Raw genomic sequence first — 18,710 nt, forward strand, 5'->3', positions numbered from 1 at the left:
TTGTTATTTTATTAGATAAAACTATTATAACGCCCTACTAAAGTATTATACTTACTATTTAAATTTGAAATATCACTATCACTTACTTTCTTGTTTGCCTTTACATTTCTCAGTAGTTTTCTATAATCTCCTAAATTTCCTTCTATTGAACTATAAAAAGACTGATAACTAGACAGTTTGCCTTCTTTTTCTAGCAACTCTTTATAAAGCTCTTTATTTTTAGATATATTAGCTTCTAATTCAGTATAATATTTATCCAATTCTTCTACTTTATTTTCGCCCTCTGCTTGCTCATAAAAAGCATCTGTAAGTTTATTTACTAGCTTTAAATCATGTTTCACTGTGAAAATAGCCTCTTTTATAGGGGAATCCTCCAGTATTATCCCCTCTGCTCTATCTGTCACTAAATCCAGTTTTTCAGAAATTTCAGCACGGATATCAATACAGTTTTGATAATTTTTTTCTATAATTTCCGCATACTCGTTAGCTTTTGCCCATGAATCATCTTTATAATCCTCATTTTTCATATATGCTTTAAAATCACTTATTGCTTTGGTCAAACCATTAAACTGCTCTCTAAAATAACCAACTTTCTCTTTAAAAAACATTTGCTCTTCTTCTGACAAAACAGTTGGTGGTGTAGTTAATTCTTCTATTTTTATTTTATTCCCAGCATTAAAAAATAGTGGTCCACTAGGAAGATAAGAAGGAGCTTTTTTCTTTTTAGCAGCTTCTATACTTGCTTTCATTGCTCTTTCACTTCTAGTCAGATATGAATTCACTTCATTCATGTAGTCTATTACATTGTTAGTGTATGTAATAATTTGATTTGCCTGTTCTATATTGCTAACATTCTCAGCCCCTACTTCTTTGTTATCCTTACAACCTACTGCTAAGAAAAAACAAACACTTAATAGAATAATAACCTTTTTCATAAATAATAATTTTACATTTTAACCAAATTTAATAAAATATTAATTATTATTAAAAATAAAACACATTTATTAAATCAAGTAGATCTAGCTTATAAACATAAAAAAAGGCATAAATCACTTATGCCTTATGGTTTTAATCTTGTGATATTTGACTATATTTTCAATAAACTAATTCTATTAATTCACATACATAATGTATAGTAGTGAAGTCACAGAGATAAACATCCACAGTCCTACTCCTTCTAATAAAGGTTTGAATCCGACAGATTTGACTGTGCGGTATGATAACGAGGTACCGATTAAGAATAATGTTAGTGTTAATGCAGCTTTAGAAGCCTCTACGATGTATGGTCCCACAGTCTGTACCGCTGGGATATAAGAGTTTGCTAACATCGCTAAAACGAATAACCCAATAAAGTAAGGTAGCTTCACTTTACTTCCTTTGGTCTTAAAGAAAGCCATAGATAAGAAAGCTACAGGTATCACCCATAATGCACGAGCTAACTTAACAGTAGTAGCTACTTCTAGAGCTTGGTCACCATACTTGGCAGCTGCTCCTACTACCGAACTTGTATCGTGTATAGCAATCGCTGACCACAATCCGAAGTCTACTTGACTTAATCCCAGTGCATGTCCTATTGGAGGGAAGATGATTAGAGCTACTGAATTTAAGATAAACACGATTCCTAATGCTACTGATATTTGCTTCTCATCTGCTTTGATCACAGGTGATACTGCTGCTATAGCACTTCCTCCACAGATAGCTGTACCTGAAGATACTAAATAAGAAATCTTTTTATCTATTTTTAATACTTTACCCAAAATAAAGCCTAATCCTAAAGTCAAGAATATAGAGAATACAGTTAGGATAAAACCGTCTTTGCCTGCTGATAGTGCACTATATACATTCATCCCAAAACCAAGACCAATCACTGCTATTTTTAATAATAGTCCTGTTGCCTTTTTAGTTTCCTTACTATAAGGATTCTCAAATATCTGTGCGTAGATAATACCAATAACCAAAGCTACTGCAGAGGATATAAATGGAAATAAACTAAGTAAAGCTAGCCCAATTAGCAATACTTTACCTAAAATGTCACGAGTGTTATTTTCTGTTGTCATTTGTATAATATTTACAGACACAAATGTCTTTAATCAGCAGAAAAAAAGAAAATACATAATAGTTATAACTTATAACTTTAAGTTATAATTCTGAACAAAACGAATGAATAGTTCTACCAAGGCACTCTCTTGTCCTTGGCGCTGAATTAGTGAGAATATTCTACTGATATCAAGACCATCAATATCTATTATACTAAGCTCATTATACCTCAACTCTTTTAAGATAGCGTGTACCGATAAGAAAGCTACACTGTGTGAATGCATTAGATACATCTTAATACTCTCTGTACTAGAGAAACTCATTTCGTTCTCTAAATCACTTATAGTTATACCTATTTCTTTAAGGCTACTATCTACTACATCTAAAGTACCTGACCCTGTTTCTCTTAATAAAAAAGACAAATTCCTAAGCTCCTGAGGCTTGATACTCCCTTTCTTCGCAAGCTCATTATTACTACCACAGACAAGTACAATCTCATCTTTAATAAAATCGATATACTTTATTTGAGGATTTTTAGAATACCCTTCTACAAGACCTACGTCAATGCTTTTAGTAAGCAATAGATTTTCGACAACTGTAGTATTATCAGAGACTACATCTAAGTGCAGATCATTGACCTTCTTCTTAAACTCCGCTAATAAGGGCGGTAATACATACTGTGAGATTGTGGTACTCGCTCCTACTCTTAGACTTCCATCCATCTTAGCATTTAGCGCATGTATATCAAACTCAAGATTGCGGTAAATAGAGAAGATTTCCTCTGCATAAATATACAAGAGTTCCCCTGCCTCAGTAAGGTATATTTTCATACCATCTCTGACAAATAGCTTCGTCTGATAAGATGACTCTATCTCTTGAATATGTTTAGTCACAGCAGGCTGAGAAATCAGTAATTCCTTAGCCGCCTTCGTAAAGCTTCCCCTCTTTGCTACTGTGTAAAATACTTTTAATCGAAAGTCAAACATACTCTACTATCCTTAAAGTTTTAATTATATAACAATTACCACAAATCGTATAACAACTCTTTTTATCGACTAGCATACATTTGTACTACAAAAATAAACTAACATTTATAATTATGGCAACAGTATATCAGATAAAAGGAATGGGATGCAGCAGCTGCGTAGGTAAAATCCAAGAAGAACTAAAGAAACACCCGCATATAGAGGCTACAGTAACGTTAGACACACATAGCATCGAGATTAAATCACCTGAGGTGGCAAAAGAAGAAATACAACAGATATTAACTTCTGCTGGAAAGTACGAGATACTATAAAAACAAACAAGGCATATACAGAACAATCTATATATGCCTTATTTATTACAAGAATATTTCTACCTGCTCAAACTATTCGCTAAAAAGTTGCTCCTATAAACAATCCTATTGAAGGATATACTTCAGTATATGTGGTATCATAATCCTTATAATGAGCTACTCCTAACTGTACTTTATAATACATCACTCCACCAAAAGAACGTTTGATTCCCCAATGTGCTTCACTTACCAAGACTTTATTTAGATAACTATTATACTCATCATTATCACCAAAACTGTACTTTGTTTGTATACCTAGATAATTACCAGAGTTATTCGCTAGCGTACGATTCTTATCTATTCTATTATTCTTATTATAGTACCAATCAGCACTCGCTTTTAAATAAGGAATTGGTTTAGAAAAATTCAAAGCCATCGACATACTATTATTCCCAACATCATATCCAGCCCCAAGACCTATACCTGTCTGCACAAAAAAGTTATCTCCTACCAAGAAATCTCTACCTGCTTCTACACTCATAAAAGTAGTCTGTGCAAAAAACTTACTTTTATACTCATCTTTCTTCTGTGCCATAGACGAAAAAGAAAGTAAAACAATCATAACTAAAACACAACTCCTCATAATCTTTGATTCAATTAATAATAATATAAATTTTTAATAAAAATATAAAAAACATATTAAACAACAATGATATCAACAAATACTCCAAATAAAAAAACAAAACTCATAACCTGGTATTACTCTTAACCTTAACAATTTTAATCAATCTTGCTTTATATACTTAACAATTTTTATTGATTATATCAATTACCCCATTATAATATTAAAAGTAACAAACTGCTTAATCTTTTTTGGTTGTAAACCCATCGAATTCGACAATATAAATGACCTTCTAAAAACGTATTCTATCTGTATGATGAATTAAACTTCCTCAATATATCTCACATTATTTAACTATTAAAACATCTATTATCTTTGTAAAAAAAACACCTTTAATCTATGTCAGAAAGTAAACCGCGTTTAAACAGACTTACTGCTATTCTCACACAGTTACAATCTAAGCGTATCGTAACTGCTACCGAAATAGCAAAGAAGCACAATGTAAGTATACGTACTGTTTACCGAGATATAAGAACCTTAGAGCAGTCGGGAATTCCTGTATTTACTGAAGAGGGAAAGGGATACTCGTTAATAGAAGGCTATGCGTTACCACCTGTAATGTTTTCTCAAGATGAAGCTAATGCGCTAATCACAGCAGAGCAATTGATCTTAAAGAATAAAGACGCTTCGTTAATCATGCAATATCAGAATGCTATCCTTAAACTTAAAGCAGTACTGCGCTATACGCAAAAAGATCAAGCTGACTTCTTATCCCAAAGGATCATAGTAAGGGATAATCCTGATAAAACACAAACCAGTAATTACTTAATGCAAATACAATCAGCAATAGTTAATCATCAGGTGCTTTCACTTGGTTACTTATCTTTAGAAAACCAAGAGAGTAAACGTGAGATAGAGCCATTTGCCTTATATACTACACAAGATAATTGGATACTAATAGCAAACTGTAGATTGAGAAATGACTTTAGAGCGTTTAGATTAGACTGCATTCAGAGTCTACACGATACCCTAGAAGTATTCGAACCTCATCAAATCACGATGGAGCAATATCTAAAAGCATGTAGAGAAAAATATTATCCACAAGACCACACCCCTGACATACCTATGTCATAGGCTAAGAGTAAATTTGTAGTATAATCAATAAATAGAATACACCATGACTACAGTAACACTTGATCAATTCTACCTTATCGGTATTGAAGTTCGAACAACTAATGAGCAAAACAAGGCTGCCAATGACATCCCTTTATTATGGGAACGCTTCTGGCAAGAAGATGTACTAAATCACATTCCCAACAAAGTTTGCACAGCTGTTTACTCAATGTACACCAACTATGAAGGAGATTACACAATGCCTTATACAACTATCATTGGCTGTGAGGTATCTGACTTATCAAATATTCCTAAAGGTATGATTGGACATACTGTAGATGCAAGTAATTATACTAAAGTAACTGTAACTGGAGACTTAACACAGGGTTTAGTAATCAATGAATGGGTGAAGATATGGAATCAAAACTGGGATAGAAAATACACTGCAGACTTCGAAGTCTATGATGAAAAAACTGTAAATCCCTTAGATGCTGAAGTAAGTATATACGTAGCTATAAACGACTAAAATGAAAGAAACAGAACAATACTATTTAAGACAAACAGAACCTAATCGAAGTTGCTTACAAGCTTTAAGAAGTATAATCTTAGGATTAGATAAACACATTACAGAGTCTCTCAAATGGGGTACTCCTTGTTTTAGTTATAAGAATCGTATGTTCTGTTTCCTAGCTTTAACAAAAGAACCTAAATCGCCTTATCTACTAATAGTAGAGGGCTTGACAATAAAACATCCTTTATTAGAAATAGGCAACAGAAAGCGAATGAAAACACTTAGTCTCGATGCTAATACTGACCTACCTATAGAGGCTATTATTGATATTCTAGAACAAGCCTTAAATCTATATTATCAAGGTGTGATAAAAACAAAATAATTTAGACTCATACCATTTAACAAGCATTAATCACCTAATAGCAAAAGCCTAATTGTATATACAATTAGGCTTTTTTATCACACAATGAAATCAAAAACAAAACACAAACACCTAATAATCAATAATTAAAAACAAAAATTTAACTTCTAAAAAAGTTTAATATTTTGTTATTGAAAACTATAAAATATGTTATACATTTGTTTTTACTCAATCTAAATAAAATGCATACCATATTATTTTCAATCACAGCATTTGCATTCTTTATGCTATATAATACTTCTGAAAAGGTAAAATATGAGAAGAAATGTACATTGACTACATGGCTTAGGTCAAACACTAAGTTGTCCAAAATCATAGCTTATAGCTTATTAACAATCGTCTTATTTATAGAGTCTATTTATGAAGGTATTGGAGTAGGTAGTCTAACATTCTTTATCTTTTTAATGTTCATAGGTTCTAGTATTCTAACTTTTTATCCTATGCTCTCATTTAAAACTAAACACATTGTTAGTTTTATAGGTGTATCTCTATTTATAGAATTTATAATCTTTTAATCATGCCAGCAAATAAAAAACACTTAGAAACTTCTGTTTGGCAACGTATATTAAAAATCACTGCGGGATTTGTTGGAGGATTTTTTGTCAGTATTACATTACACTTATTCTTAATGTATTTTTTTTCTGCCCCTCCTGTTTTCACCACTATGTATGTTACCGGATATGTAGTATGGGCGATCTTGTTTGTTATTGCATTCTTATTTGACAATGGATTTAAGATTTGGTTAATTTATATAGGATTATGCATACTATTTTATCTACCCTATTTAATAGCTCCTTTACATACCTAATACAAGACCCACTATTATTATGAATATTAAAAATTATAATAAATACTTCCATTTACATACAATAAGTGGAATCTTTATAACAGTATTACTTTATGTAATATTCTTTGCAGGTTCATTTGCTTTCTTCAAAAATGAGATCAACAACTGGCAAAATAATACGCCAAAAGAGAACTTCTCTGCCCAATCCCTTAACTATAATACCTTAATAGACTCTTTAGATAACCAACTAGGTTTGTATGGTAGAGATATTACCTTCTACTTCAATGATAGAAGTAGGATAATGAATTACAATGTTTCTCCTTCAAAAGATTCACTAAATCCAAAAGCTAGTGAAAGAACATATAGCATGTTTGATCCTATAACTAAAGAAAAGAAAACATATACCGAAGCTTATTCTTTAGGTGAATTCTTATATAGATTACATTTCTTAGCTCAATTAAATGGTTTAGTCGATATTAAATTTGCTCCTTTTGGTTATTTTCTAGCAGGTTTAGTTTCTTTTTTCTTTCTATTTGCTTTAATAACTGGATTACTAGTACATTGGCAAAAGATAGTCTCTAACTTTTATGTATTTAGACCTTGGGAAAAACTAAAAACCGTTTGGACAGACTTGCATACTGCATTAGGTGTAATATCGTTTCCATTTCAACTAGTTTTTGCTATCACTGGAGCTTATTTTTTATTGAATTATAGCTTAGTTTCTAATACGATGACTCATCTAGGTTATGGAGGTGATTCAGAAAAGTTTCAAAAAGATGTTAGTGAAGCTAGGGTAAATAAAGAAATTGAGTTCTTAAACATTCCCATAGATAAAAAAGTAAATATCAATGAATATATAGAAAAGACTATCGACAGATGGGATGATCCATACATATCTAATGTGTACATATTAAACTATGGAGATGAAAGTATGACTATCGCTATAAGCGGAAGGGCTGACAATAAAAAACAGTTAAATAGTAGAGGAAATATAAAGTATCACATTCACACAAAAGAAGTAGAAGAAATCAACAATCCAAATGAATATGCTGGTTATAACTATGTATTTGCTAATCTAGTATATTTATTACACTTTGGTTCATTTGGAGGATACGCAACACGTATTGTATATTTCTTAGTAGGTATAGCTGGTTGTATTGTTATTATCTCAGGAGTGCTGATTTGGTTAGTTGCTAGAGATAAAAAGAATGTTCCAGAACACAAACGCAAGTTTAACTTTTGGTTAGCAAACATATACATGTCAATTTGTTTGTCGATGTATCCTGTAACAGCATTAACGTTTATCGCTGTTAAACTCAATCCTTCAGGAGGGCAAGATTTTATTTATTCATTCTATTTATGGTCTTGGTTAATAGCATCTATTCTTCTTTCAATAAGAAAAAGTATTTATAAAACAAATAGAGACTGTTTATTAATAGGAAGTCTAATTGGTTTAACTATACCCATTTTTAATGGTGTTATGACGGATAATTGGATATGGATTAGCTGGTCTAAAAACTATTCAGATATACTTATAATAGATCTTTTCTGGGTTATAGTTCCTATTGTTACATTATATGCATGGAAACTAGTACGCAATAAGCATGAACAAAAAATTAAAGAAGACGAAAAAGCTATTACTGAATAACTGAAATTCAAAAAGCCTTTATATACCAATATATAAAGGCTTTTTTGATTATCTAGTCTTTAACCACCCCGTAATACTATAGCGGGTATTATTAACCATTTTTACTTCATGTTCTATGCTTTTACTATCAAACACAACTAAACGTCCTGGTAGTGCATACACAATCTCTTCTTGTTCATTACCTTGCTGGTCTTGAAGATACAAAGCTAACTCCCCTCCATAAGCAGGTGTCCAGTCTTGATCATTTAGGTATAGTACTACAGATAGTGTTCTTCTACTATCTGTCTGAAAAACATCTAGGTGACGTTTATAACAGGTACCTGGAGGATAACACGCATAATGAAATTCTCCCTCCTGAATTCCTAAGTAGCAAGTTCTGTTCACATATTCTAGGAAGTGGTTCACTTTATTAAAGTACATCTGCTCTACTTCATCAGGACTTTTTTCATCCATCCATAGGATAGAATCTCCTCTAACTTCGTCTATTATTTGTTCACTGCTTGCCTGCCCTATAGCTGCTTTCTTAAAGCTGTGCAAGTCTTGTTTTAAAAGCAAATTTGCTCTTAATGAGTTGATTTCCTCCTCTGAAAAGAAACAGTCAACTACCGAATATTTACGATTCACCAAATCGTCTATAATTAACTCATAAAATGGATTTACTTCAAAATCACCCATACATTAACAAATAAAAAGTAAGCAAATATAATTTACATTAGAAAAAAATCAATATCAAAAACCGCGTTTTTTTCAATATATACGTTGCTAAAATTCACTTTTACAGATTTGATAATCTATAGCGATAAAAATGCTTTTGAGAGCGACCTAATATGCTTTTTTTTAAAATAATTCGCATCATTTATAACAAAATACCTGTGTCTTGTTTTTACAAAAAACAGACTTGAAACTCAAAAACATCGCTCACTCTCTAAAATGTAGTAATAGTCAAATAAAATAGTTCACCTAACTGCACAAAAAAGAGGAAACACTTGCTTCCTCTTTTTTGTACATTTTTTCAATAAGTCCATCTTAGTAATTACTTTTAGTAATAATATGAGGATTAATCACTGCCCCACATTCTATACTTCTAACATTAATCTTAGCAGGCTTAGAGCGAACACCTTCAACTTCTACACTATAATAGATTGCTAAATCCTGCTCAGGTTTATAGTAATCAAACTCAACTGTCATCTTCACCTGTCTATCTCGGTTATTGTACTCCCATTTAGCATAAAAATCTGCATAAGAATGATCTCCTTTCTTATTTCCGTTTTCATCCACGAACATAAAACTATTCCAATCTACATTGTGATTTGTATCTTCTAAAATATCAATAAAAGCAACAGCTCCTTCACTACTACTATTTTCACTTATACAAATCTCTTCATATTCATTTTCTAACTCTACACCTTCTTCTACTCCACCCTCATCAATTGGTGATACTTTTACATTTCTAATAATGGTTTTTTGTTGAGCAAAATCAATTGATAATCCTACAAAACCTATTTTAACTCTATTAGGAATTCTTGTATTAAACTCATATTCAAATTCTTTTAATTCACCTGAAAAATCATATCCATCAACTCCATAAGTTTTAAAAGAATGCTTATAATAAAAATTATCAATCAATGTTATTTCGTTATTTCCTTCTTTAGCCTTAATTGTAACATACATTGCAGATTCATCTTCCTCAGGAACTAACTCTACAATAATCTTTTGAAAATTAGGATTAGTAGAAGTTCCACTATTAGCGATATCAAAATTTGATGTATTCTTAGTATTTCCAAATTCATATCCTCCTGTATTATAATTTATTATTGTATTAGTAATTGAATTTGATGATGGTAACTGGGAACCTTGATACTGCGAAAAAAGTATTGGATTCCCTTTAAATCCTAAATTCCCTTGTATAGCTCCTCTTAACGTAATATGACTACCATAATAATTTCCAAAAACATTAGGTGTAACCCCTGCTTCGGTATATCGCTTATCTGTAATTCCTTCACGCATTTCATAGGATTTCATTGTACCTGTCCCTTTAAATCCCCCACTAAGATCAAAACCTATTCCTAAATATCCTCCTGCTAACCCTGCTAATCTTGCCGTAGAGTTAGATTCATTATAAGCATAGCCTAACGCACTTCTTCCATACCCTAATTTAAATTTTTTATCCGCATCAAATACAAAAAATGTCATTCCTCCTCCCGCGCCATAACCTGTACCATAAATAGCACTCATTGCATACTCGAACTCAATTCTTGCACCTTTTCTTAAATCAATTTCTAAATCATCAATAGCGAAACCACTATACCCTACCCTATCATGACTTAATACAATCCCTTCTGTAGTATATCGTTCATTTCCAGAAGGGGCACTCCCCCCTCTATCCCATTCTTCTACAATTCCTAGAGGTTTTTCTGTACCTGTTAAAGGATATTCATGTACTTGTGCCTGCAAAGTCAATAAACTAAAACACGCTATCATTAAATAATAATACTTTTTCATACGTCATTTTTTGAATCCCCAAGAAGATTACTTCTTCTTGGGAATATAAATTATTGTTTCACTTCTAAAACGATATTAAAGAATGTTCTGCCCGTTGGTTTAGCCCCTTGTTTTACAGTATAATGTAACTCTCCATCACTATCTAAACGTACATTTTCAAACACATTCTTATCATAGTATGTTACATAATAGTTTAAATCATCTTGATCATACACAGGTAAAGTAGAACTACCATTACTTGATAACATAGGTGATCCAAATTGCTCTTTATACTCGTCATACAACTCTATAGAATTACTTTGACCTGATACCATCTCCACATAGATAGCTGGCAAGTAAAAGAACTTAGGTGAAGCGATATCACTACCTCCATTTCCATTAGTTGCTTGTTCCCAATGAGCTCCTCCATTTCCATCTGATGTTAAAACATATCCCTCAGGAGTATCTTTACCTCTATCGTCTTCTGAATTCATTTTTGAAGCTTTAATACCATAATCATGAATAACCTCATTATAAACAGAATTGTGTTGTAACTGATCAAAACCAACTGATTTATCTTTCAATTCGTCTGTACCTACTGCATTATCTGCTATGTGCTTTGTTTGAATAGACCCACCTTTAATTTCAAGTTTTAAATCATTAAACAATGCTTGCTTACCTTCACCCTCCGCTATTTCAATAGTATTACTCTCTTTCAAATCTCCAGAACCCGTATCACTTGTTCCAGATATTTTTTCCCATCGAGCTCCACCTCTACCATCAGAAGTTAAAACCTCGTATTCATTAGCGCCGTAAGAACTTATCTTTTCAGTTTCAACTCCTTTATCTTTGATAATATCGCCCTGAACAGCTCCATTTTTAATTTGTTTGCTATCTACTGCACTTGTAGTGATATGTTCGTTATAAATTTGCCCAAAACCTATTTTTTCTTTTGTAATTGTACGATCTGCAATATGCTCTGTTTTAATAGATTTACCACTTATATCTAAAGTTACATCTTTTAATACAGCATCTACTCCATTATCTACATAAATTGGCCCACTACCTGTTAATTTTCCTTTGGTTACCGATTGTCCAGTTGCTGCCTTAAAAGCTACTTTACCATCTTTCTCTACAGTTAGAACATGACCAACTGAAGCGTCTTCAGCACTAATTTTATTTGTTGTGACTGCACCATCTTTAATTTTATAATTAGTCACATTATCATTAGCTATTTTTTCTGTTGTAACAGCGTTATTAGCAATTGCTCTTGTACTTACAGCATTACTAGCTAAGTGCTTTTCTTCAATATTCTGAATATAAATATGGTTTTTTCTAATTGCTAAATCTTTTATTTTAGTATCACTAATAGATTTATCTGCAATTTTATTCTCTGTCACAGCCTTACTGGCGATTTTAGTTTCAGTTACTGCATTAGTATCTATCTTATCTTCGGTTACTGCTTTAGCATTAATTTTAGCTTGAGATATTGCATTATCTTTAATATGTTCTGTGTTAATAGACAATCCTTTTACTTCAAGAGTTACATCTTGCAATACTGCACCTGTAGCTCCTTTAGTAGCGCTAATTGTAGCTCCCTCATTAATATTGCCTTTAGTTACAACATTCTCTGAAGTTCCAAAATAAACTCCTCCTTTACCATCTGCCATTAAGATTTGTTGTTCATTTGCAACTCCATTACCTAATTTAGAAGATATTTTATCAGTTGTTACTACTTTTGCTCCTAAATGTTTTGTATCAATTCCTGAATCATTTACTTTAATAGTTGCATCTGCTAATAATACCCCATTATCTGTTGATATTTTTATTGAAGAATCTGCTTTTAATGGTTTTGCATACTGATTTAGTGGTACATACTTCGCTTCTCCATCTCCTAGAGAAGTTAGTACCGTTCCAGGGGCATTTCCTGTTGCATCAAATTTAGAAGCTTGAATTGTTCTCTCTGCTATTTTAGCATTGGTAATTCCCAAATCTTTTACCTCAATTGTTACATCCTTTAATGCTGCTTGTGCTCCATTAGTTATCTTAATAGCACTTCCTTCTTTAATATCTTTTCCTGTTCCAGCAACAGCTTCTGAGAGAGAAGTAAATTCTGCTCCTCCATCTTTAGTTACCAGTACTAAACCATTGCTTGTTCCTTCTGCTCCTATCTTATCTACTGTAACTGCTCTTGCTGCAATATGCTGTGTTTGTACTCCAGATTTAGCAATACCAATAGTTGTTTCTGTTAATACAGCTTTATTATTTAAAGGAATTAATAACGATCCATCAGATAACAAATTTGCTTCGCTGCCTTCAAATGCGCTATTTGAAAGTTTTTTGTATTCTACTTTACCGTTACCTATTGCTGTTAATACTGTGTTTTGTTTAGCAATACCAGAAGTTATTTTATCTATTGTTACTGCTGCATCAGCTAACTTTAAAGTATTAATTCCACCTTCCATTACATCAATAGAAGTATTTACTAACACAGCATCTTTACCTGTACTTTTATTAATAAAAGTTAGTGCAGATCCCAAAACAAGATCTTCTGTCTCAATAGATACGGTTTCTTTCTTAATATACTTAAAGCCTCCTTGTCCATCAGCAACTAATAACATATCTTCATCTACATTACCATCTGCCTCAACAGAGCTTAACTTGGATTTTGTGATACTGTTATCATTGATACTTAGTTTTACATCTTTTAATAACGCTTTCTTTCCCTCTCCATCTTGAGAAGTCAATTTGATAATCTCATCTGTTGTTAAATCACCTGCTAATTGAGTCGTAATATCATCTAACTCTCCCCATTTGGTTTTCCCATCTACATCACTTAACAATACTCTACCTGTCCCTACTGTTCCTGATGTTATTTTATCAGATGATACAGCTAAGTTTGCTATTTGTAAGTTATCAACTGCATTATCTGCTATTTGAGTAGTATTAATCCCTTTTGAAGCAATACTTAAAGTAGCTTCTTTAAGTAAAGTTCCTCCTTGTTGATCAAGTCCACCAACCATGATAATACCATCTGTTTTTAAAGCTGCTTTATCTGAGATAGCATCTGCTTTTAAAGGTTGGTAAGCTACTGTTCCTTTCTTATCAATTACTGTAGCTACTGCATTTACATTATCTGCTTCTCCATTTAGTTTAGTTGCAGTAATTGTTGTATTAGCAATATTCTCATTTAAGATTGTTTGAGTAGCAATATGCCCCCCTTTTACTCCTCTATTATTTAATGTGATTGATGTTTTCTTTTGATTATCTCCAAAAACAACATTCTCTCCTCCAGTTACAATAATAGCATCATCTCCTTGTATATCTCCTTGCATTGCAGAATCAACAACTGAAGATATAGGCATAAAAACACTTCCTCCTGAACCATTTGCTGTTAAAACTTCATTAGAGACTGCCTCTTCAGAACCGATCTTAGCAGCAGTAACTGCATTGTGATCTATGTGTTTAGTTACAATACCTAAATCATTTACTTTAATATCTACTGCTTGTAACAATGCCTTTGAAGCATCTCCTTTAACAAGTAAAGAATTATCTACAGACAACATTTTTCCTGTAACAACAGCGTTAAGTTCTTGAAACTTAACAGAACCGTCCACTTGTACTACAGCTACTTGTTTCTCTCTGCCTTCTCCTGCCCATAACTTGTCTTCTGTAATAGCATGATTTACTACTTTTTCTGTTGTTACAGCATTTGTTCCAAGTTTAGATGTTGTAATTGCGTTGTCTGCAATAGACAACTCTAAATCCGCTAAAACAGCTTTTTCAGCAATTGTTTTACCATTAACTAAGATACCATTCCCTTTTAGATCTCTTTTTTGACTATCTATATTGTTGATAATTTCAAAAATAGTCTCTAATATATCTTGTACATTATCATTTCCAGAGCCGATAGTACTATCATCAATAATAATTTTACTCGCACGGATATCTAAATCTTTAATTACTCCTTTTTTATCTGAAAAAGTAAAAATACCTGGTGTATTTGTACTTTCTTCAATTGATAGTGTATTGGCATCAAATGCAACTCCTTCTGCTATAATTTCTCCTTTTTCGTTAACTGCTAATTCATTATAGTATATAAAAGTTCCATCCTCTTTCACTTCTAAATGAGTAATTCTTTCGTTCTTTTGAACAGCATCAATAATCACCTCGTCACTAGCATCTACCCATACTACATTCCCTTCTGCATTGGTTATCAAGATTTGCTTGTTTCCTCCTGCTTCTATCTTTTTTGGAGTAACCCCACCATCTGCAATAGAAATCTGCATAGCGTTCAAAGCTGCTTTATCACCATTGTCTATGTGAATAGAGCCATCTACAGAAGTAACCGCTTTGCCCTTCGCTGCTACTTTATCGTAAATAACATTAACTACACTCTCATCATTTAATATCTCCACGATATTGTTAATCACACTCTCTGGCACATTGATAGTAGCAATAGGAGTTTCTTGAGACTTATCATAGAAGTTAAATACTCCTGTTCCATTTTGATTCTCACCTAATACCTCTATAATACTTAGTGTATTGGCATTAAACTTTACAGCATTCGCCTGAATCAAATCACCATTAGCATCTATTGCTTTTTCGTTGTAGTACTCAAAAGTTCCATCGCCTTTATCTACTAATACTGTTACTGTTTCGTTATTCTTTACAGCATCGATAATCACCTCGTCACTAGCATCTACCCATACAACCTCTCCTTTTGAATTGGTTATCAAGATTTGTTTCTTTCCACCTGCTTCTATCTTTTCTGTTGTAATAGCTCCTGGGGCAATACTTAAGGTCATCTCTTTTAAGACTGCCTCACCTAATTCTGTCTCTCCATTGATTAAGATCTCTCTTCCTCCTTTAATTGATGATGGAGTTCCTTGAGCTACTTCTATTTTAGTGATAATATTCTCGATTACCTCTTGTAGGTTATCTCCCTTAATTGTAGTTGAACTGTTGTCAAAATAGATAGAATTGGCACGAGTGCTAATAGTCATTAAAGGAGTGTCTTTGTGCTCTCCATCAAAGAAGTCATAAATACCTTGCTCTTTTCCTTGTCTTTCTACAATACTTAGTGTATTGGCATTAAACTTTACAGCATTCGCCTGAATCAAATCACCATTAGCATCTATTGCTTTTTCGTTGTAGTACTCAAAAGTTCCATCGCCTTTATCAACTAATACTGTTACTGTTTCGTTATTCTTTACAGCATCAATAATCACCTTGTCACTAGCATCTACCCATACTACATTCCCTTCTGCATTGGTTATCAAGATTTGCTTGTTTCCTCCCGCTGCAATCTTTTTTGGAGTAACCCCACCATCTGCAATAGAAATTTGCATAGCGTTCAAAGCTGCTTTATCTCCATTGTCTATGTGAATAGAGCCATCTACAGAAGTAACCGCTTTGCCCTTCGCTGCTACTTTATCGTAAATAACATTAACTACACTCTCATCATTTAATATCTCCACGATATTGTTAATCACACTCTCTGGCACATTGATAGTAGCAATAGGAGTTTCTTGAGACTTGTCATAGAAGTTAAATACTCCTGTTCCATTTTGATTCTCACCTAATACCTCTACAATACTTAATGTATTGGCATTAAACTTTACGGCATTCGCCTGAATCAAATCACCATTAGCATCTATTGCTTTTTCATTGTAGTATTCAAAAGTTCCATCACCTTTATCAACTAATACTGTTACTGTTTCGTTATTCTTTACAGCATCGATAATCACCTCGTCACTAGCATCTACCCATACAACCTCTCCTTTTGAATTGGTAATTAAGATTTGCTTGTTTCCTCCTGCTTCTATCTTTTCTGTTGTGATAGCTCCTGGGGCAATACTTAAGGTCATCTCTTTTAAGACTGCTTCCCCTAATTCTGTCTCTCCATTGATTAAGATCTCTCTTCCTCCTTTAATTGATGATGGAGTTCCTTGAGCTACTTCTATTTTAGTGATAATATTCTCGATTACCTCTTGTAGGTTATCTCCCTTAATTGTAGTTGAACTGTTGTCAAAATAGATAGAATTAGCACGAGTGCTAATAGTCATTAAAGGAGTGTCTTTGTGCTCTCCATCAAAGAAATCGTAAATTCCTTGCTCTTTTCCTTGTCTTTCTACAATGCTTAGTGTATTGGCATTAAACTTTACGGCATTCGCCTGAATCAAATCACCATTAGCATCTATTGCTTTTTCGTTGTAGTATTCAAAAGTTCCATCGCCTTTATCAACTAATACTGTTACTGTTTCGTTATTCTTTACAGCATCGATAATCACCTCGTCACTAGCATCTACCCATACAACCTCTCCTTTTGAATTGGTAATTAAGATTTGCTTGTTTCCTCCTGCTTCTATCTTTTCTGTTGTGATAGCTCCTGGGGCAATACTTAAGGTCATCTCTTTTAAGACTGCTTCCCCTAATTCTGTCTCTCCATTGATTAAGATCTCTCTTCCTCCTTTAATTGATGATGGAGTTCCTTGAGCTACTTCTATTTTAGTGATAATATTCTCGATTACCTCTTGTAGGTTATCTCCCTTAATTGTAGTTGAACTGTTGTCAAAATAGATAGAATTGGCACGAGTGCTAATAGTCATTAAAGGAGTATCTTTATGTTCTCCATCAAAGAAGTCATAAATACCTTGCTCTTTTCCTTGTCTTTCTACAATGCTTAGTGTATTGGCATTAAACTTTACAGCATTCGCCTGAATCAAATCACCATTAGCATCTATTGCTTTTTCGTTGTAGTACTCAAAAGTTCCATCGCCTTTATCTACTAATACTGTTACTGTTTCGTTATTCTTTACAGCATCGATAATCACCTCGTCACTAGCATCTACCCATACAACCTCTCCTTTTGAATTGGTTATCAAGATTTGCTTGTTTCCTCCTGCTTCTATCTTTTCAGGAGTAACCCCTCCTTTTGCAATAGATATTTGCATAGCGTTCAAAGCTGCTTTATCACCATTGTCTACTTGAATTGATCCATCAATGGAACTAACTTTTTTTCCTTGAACAGCAACAGTTTCATATATTTCCTGTTTTACTGTAGTTTGATTTAAGATCTCAGTAATATTCTCAACAACTGTATTTGGAATATCAATTGTCGTTTGAGTACCTTCTTCATTTGTAAATACGTATTTTCCATTTCCACCATCTATCAATGTTGTAACTATATTAATATCTTTTAATGGAACTGAAACCATATGACCTTGTGTGTCTTCAACATACAATACATCAATATTATTTTCTTTTTTAACAGCTAAGGTTTTGTTTTTTGGAAAATTATCTAAGTTCTCCAAAATATCTTTGTGATCAATTACACGTACCCATTCATTTGCTTTCCAGTAGTAAAAACCAGGGGTCACATCTGCTTGATTTTCTGTATTATAAACTAATAAACTAGTTAAAATATTTCCATTATTAATAAGACTACCATCTTTCAATCCTTTTAACGGAACATTCGGTATAAATACTCCTTTGTAATCATCCTTTTTATTCTCTAAATGTAAAAGTGTTGATTTATGTGGTTGTTTAATCCCCACACCAACTTGTGAAAATGCGATACCCCCCATCATCAAAACACCAATTGTAATTATCTTCTTATTCATAACAGCTTTGTTTTAAAATATTTTATTACTTAATTCGTAAAAAACAATACACTTAATACTTAAAATATTGTTTTTTATCAATGAAAAAGACAAACGACCTGCAAAAAGACACTAATTCACTGATTTGCAATACAAAATTCAAAAACCATACCATTTGCGAACTAAACATTTTTAAAAAAAACTAAACAC

14 protein-coding genes are annotated in these 18,710 nt (G+C 32.7%); 7 read left to right on the top strand and 7 right to left on the bottom strand.

Annotated elements, in window-relative coordinates; genetic code table 11:
- Positions 1 to 11: 11 nt before the first annotated feature.
- From LNQ81_RS00075 to LNQ81_RS00085, 3 genes are all read right to left on the bottom strand, one after another.
- The gene (locus LNQ81_RS00075) at positions 12 to 935 is read right to left on the bottom strand and encodes a YiiG family protein (RefSeq protein ID WP_229944152.1); all 924 of its coding nucleotides are present in this window, start codon (positions 933 to 935) and stop codon (positions 12 to 14) included.
- 177 nt (positions 936 to 1,112) lie between these two features.
- A complete protein-coding gene (locus tag LNQ81_RS00080) occupies positions 1,113 to 2,057 on the bottom strand; it encodes a YeiH family protein (RefSeq protein ID WP_229944153.1) in 945 nt (314 codons plus the stop codon).
- Positions 2,058 to 2,126: 69 nt separating this feature from the next.
- Positions 2,127 to 3,023, bottom strand: coding sequence for a LysR family transcriptional regulator (locus LNQ81_RS00085; RefSeq protein WP_229944154.1), 897 nt, complete (start codon positions 3,021 to 3,023; stop codon positions 2,127 to 2,129).
- Positions 3,024 to 3,136: 113 nt separating this feature from the next.
- Here LNQ81_RS00085 and LNQ81_RS00090 point away from each other — a divergent pair, with 113 nt between their 5' ends.
- Positions 3,137 to 3,334 (top strand): heavy-metal-associated domain-containing protein, encoded by a 198-nt coding sequence (locus LNQ81_RS00090; protein ID WP_229944155.1) that lies wholly within the window; start codon positions 3,137 to 3,139, stop codon positions 3,332 to 3,334.
- A gap of 79 nt (positions 3,335 to 3,413) precedes the next feature.
- Here LNQ81_RS00090 and LNQ81_RS00095 read toward each other — a convergent pair whose 3' ends face one another.
- Positions 3,414 to 3,956, bottom strand: coding sequence for a hypothetical protein (locus LNQ81_RS00095; RefSeq protein ID WP_229944156.1), 543 nt, complete (start codon positions 3,954 to 3,956; stop codon positions 3,414 to 3,416).
- A gap of 378 nt (positions 3,957 to 4,334) precedes the next feature.
- Between LNQ81_RS00095 and LNQ81_RS00100 the strand changes: the two genes are divergently transcribed.
- The 6 genes from LNQ81_RS00100 (at position 4,335) to LNQ81_RS00125 (ending at position 8,415) form a co-directional block, all read left to right on the top strand.
- Complete coding sequence (locus LNQ81_RS00100; RefSeq protein WP_229944157.1) at positions 4,335 to 5,069, top strand: helix-turn-helix transcriptional regulator; 735 nt, start codon at positions 4,335 to 4,337, stop codon at positions 5,067 to 5,069.
- Between the two features lie 43 nt (positions 5,070 to 5,112).
- On the top strand, positions 5,113 to 5,574 hold the full coding sequence (locus LNQ81_RS00105; protein ID WP_229944158.1) for a GyrI-like domain-containing protein: 462 nt from the start codon (positions 5,113 to 5,115) through the stop codon (positions 5,572 to 5,574).
- A gap of 1 nt (position 5,575) precedes the next feature.
- Positions 5,576 to 5,941 carry a DUF1801 domain-containing protein gene (locus LNQ81_RS00110; protein ID WP_229944159.1) on the top strand — a complete coding sequence of 122 codons (366 nt, stop codon included), beginning with the start codon at positions 5,576 to 5,578 and terminating at the stop codon, positions 5,939 to 5,941.
- A 221-nt stretch (positions 5,942 to 6,162) separates the two neighbouring features.
- Positions 6,163 to 6,495 carry a hypothetical protein gene (locus tag LNQ81_RS00115; protein WP_229944160.1) on the top strand — a complete coding sequence of 111 codons (333 nt, stop codon included), beginning with the start codon at positions 6,163 to 6,165 and terminating at the stop codon, positions 6,493 to 6,495.
- A 2-nt stretch (positions 6,496 to 6,497) separates the two neighbouring features.
- Positions 6,498 to 6,788 carry a hypothetical protein gene (locus LNQ81_RS00120; RefSeq protein WP_229944161.1) on the top strand — a complete coding sequence of 97 codons (291 nt, stop codon included), beginning with the start codon at positions 6,498 to 6,500 and terminating at the stop codon, positions 6,786 to 6,788.
- 19 nt (positions 6,789 to 6,807) lie between these two features.
- Positions 6,808 to 8,415: a PepSY-associated TM helix domain-containing protein gene (locus LNQ81_RS00125; protein ID WP_229944162.1), complete on the top strand. Its 1,608-nt coding sequence runs from the start codon at positions 6,808 to 6,810 to the stop codon at positions 8,413 to 8,415.
- A gap of 48 nt (positions 8,416 to 8,463) precedes the next feature.
- Here LNQ81_RS00125 and LNQ81_RS00130 read toward each other — a convergent pair whose 3' ends face one another.
- The 3 genes from LNQ81_RS00130 to LNQ81_RS00140 all read right to left on the bottom strand — a co-directional run bounded on the left by LNQ81_RS00130 (position 8,464) and on the right by LNQ81_RS00140 (position 18,521).
- Positions 8,464 to 9,090: a 2OG-Fe(II) oxygenase gene (locus tag LNQ81_RS00130; RefSeq protein ID WP_229944163.1), complete on the bottom strand. Its 627-nt coding sequence runs from the start codon at positions 9,088 to 9,090 to the stop codon at positions 8,464 to 8,466.
- Positions 9,091 to 9,441: 351 nt separating this feature from the next.
- Complete coding sequence (locus LNQ81_RS00135; protein ID WP_229944164.1) at positions 9,442 to 10,917, bottom strand: hypothetical protein; 1,476 nt, start codon at positions 10,915 to 10,917, stop codon at positions 9,442 to 9,444.
- A 50-nt stretch (positions 10,918 to 10,967) separates the two neighbouring features.
- Positions 10,968 to 18,521 carry a hypothetical protein gene (locus LNQ81_RS00140; RefSeq protein ID WP_229944165.1) on the bottom strand — a complete coding sequence of 2,518 codons (7,554 nt, stop codon included), beginning with the start codon at positions 18,519 to 18,521 and terminating at the stop codon, positions 10,968 to 10,970.
- Between the last annotated feature and the right edge of the window lie 189 nt (positions 18,522 to 18,710).

Origin of the sequence: Myroides oncorhynchi, from assembly GCF_020905415.1 — a bacterium.
Taxonomy (GTDB): Bacteria; Bacteroidota; Bacteroidia; order Flavobacteriales; family Flavobacteriaceae; genus Flavobacterium; species Flavobacterium oncorhynchi_A.

Bases quoted from the DNA above. Each gene is read 5' to 3' on its own strand.
- LNQ81_RS00095 (WP_229944156.1), bottom strand. From the start codon at position 3,956: ATGAGGAGTTGTGTTTTAGTTATGATTGTTTTACTTTCTTTTTCGTCT.
- LNQ81_RS00110 (WP_229944159.1), top strand. From the start codon at position 5,576: ATGAAAGAAACAGAACAATACTATTTAAGACAAACAGAACCTAATCGA.
- LNQ81_RS00085 (WP_229944154.1), bottom strand. From the start codon at position 3,023: ATGTTTGACTTTCGATTAAAAGTATTTTACACAGTAGCAAAGAGGGGA.
- LNQ81_RS00115 (WP_229944160.1), top strand. From the start codon at position 6,163: ATGCATACCATATTATTTTCAATCACAGCATTTGCATTCTTTATGCTA.
- LNQ81_RS00075 (WP_229944152.1), bottom strand. From the start codon at position 935: ATGAAAAAGGTTATTATTCTATTAAGTGTTTGTTTTTTCTTAGCAGTA.
- LNQ81_RS00080 (WP_229944153.1), bottom strand. From the start codon at position 2,057: ATGACAACAGAAAATAACACTCGTGACATTTTAGGTAAAGTATTGCTA.
- LNQ81_RS00120 (WP_229944161.1), top strand. From the start codon at position 6,498: ATGCCAGCAAATAAAAAACACTTAGAAACTTCTGTTTGGCAACGTATA.
- LNQ81_RS00135 (WP_229944164.1), bottom strand. From the start codon at position 10,917: ATGAAAAAGTATTATTATTTAATGATAGCGTGTTTTAGTTTATTGACT.
- LNQ81_RS00130 (WP_229944163.1), bottom strand. From the start codon at position 9,090: ATGGGTGATTTTGAAGTAAATCCATTTTATGAGTTAATTATAGACGAT.
- LNQ81_RS00140 (WP_229944165.1), bottom strand. From the start codon at position 18,521: ATGAATAAGAAGATAATTACAATTGGTGTTTTGATGATGGGGGGTATC.
- LNQ81_RS00125 (WP_229944162.1), top strand. From the start codon at position 6,808: ATGAATATTAAAAATTATAATAAATACTTCCATTTACATACAATAAGT.
- LNQ81_RS00090 (WP_229944155.1), top strand. From the start codon at position 3,137: ATGGCAACAGTATATCAGATAAAAGGAATGGGATGCAGCAGCTGCGTA.
- LNQ81_RS00100 (WP_229944157.1), top strand. From the start codon at position 4,335: ATGTCAGAAAGTAAACCGCGTTTAAACAGACTTACTGCTATTCTCACA.
- LNQ81_RS00105 (WP_229944158.1), top strand. From the start codon at position 5,113: ATGACTACAGTAACACTTGATCAATTCTACCTTATCGGTATTGAAGTT.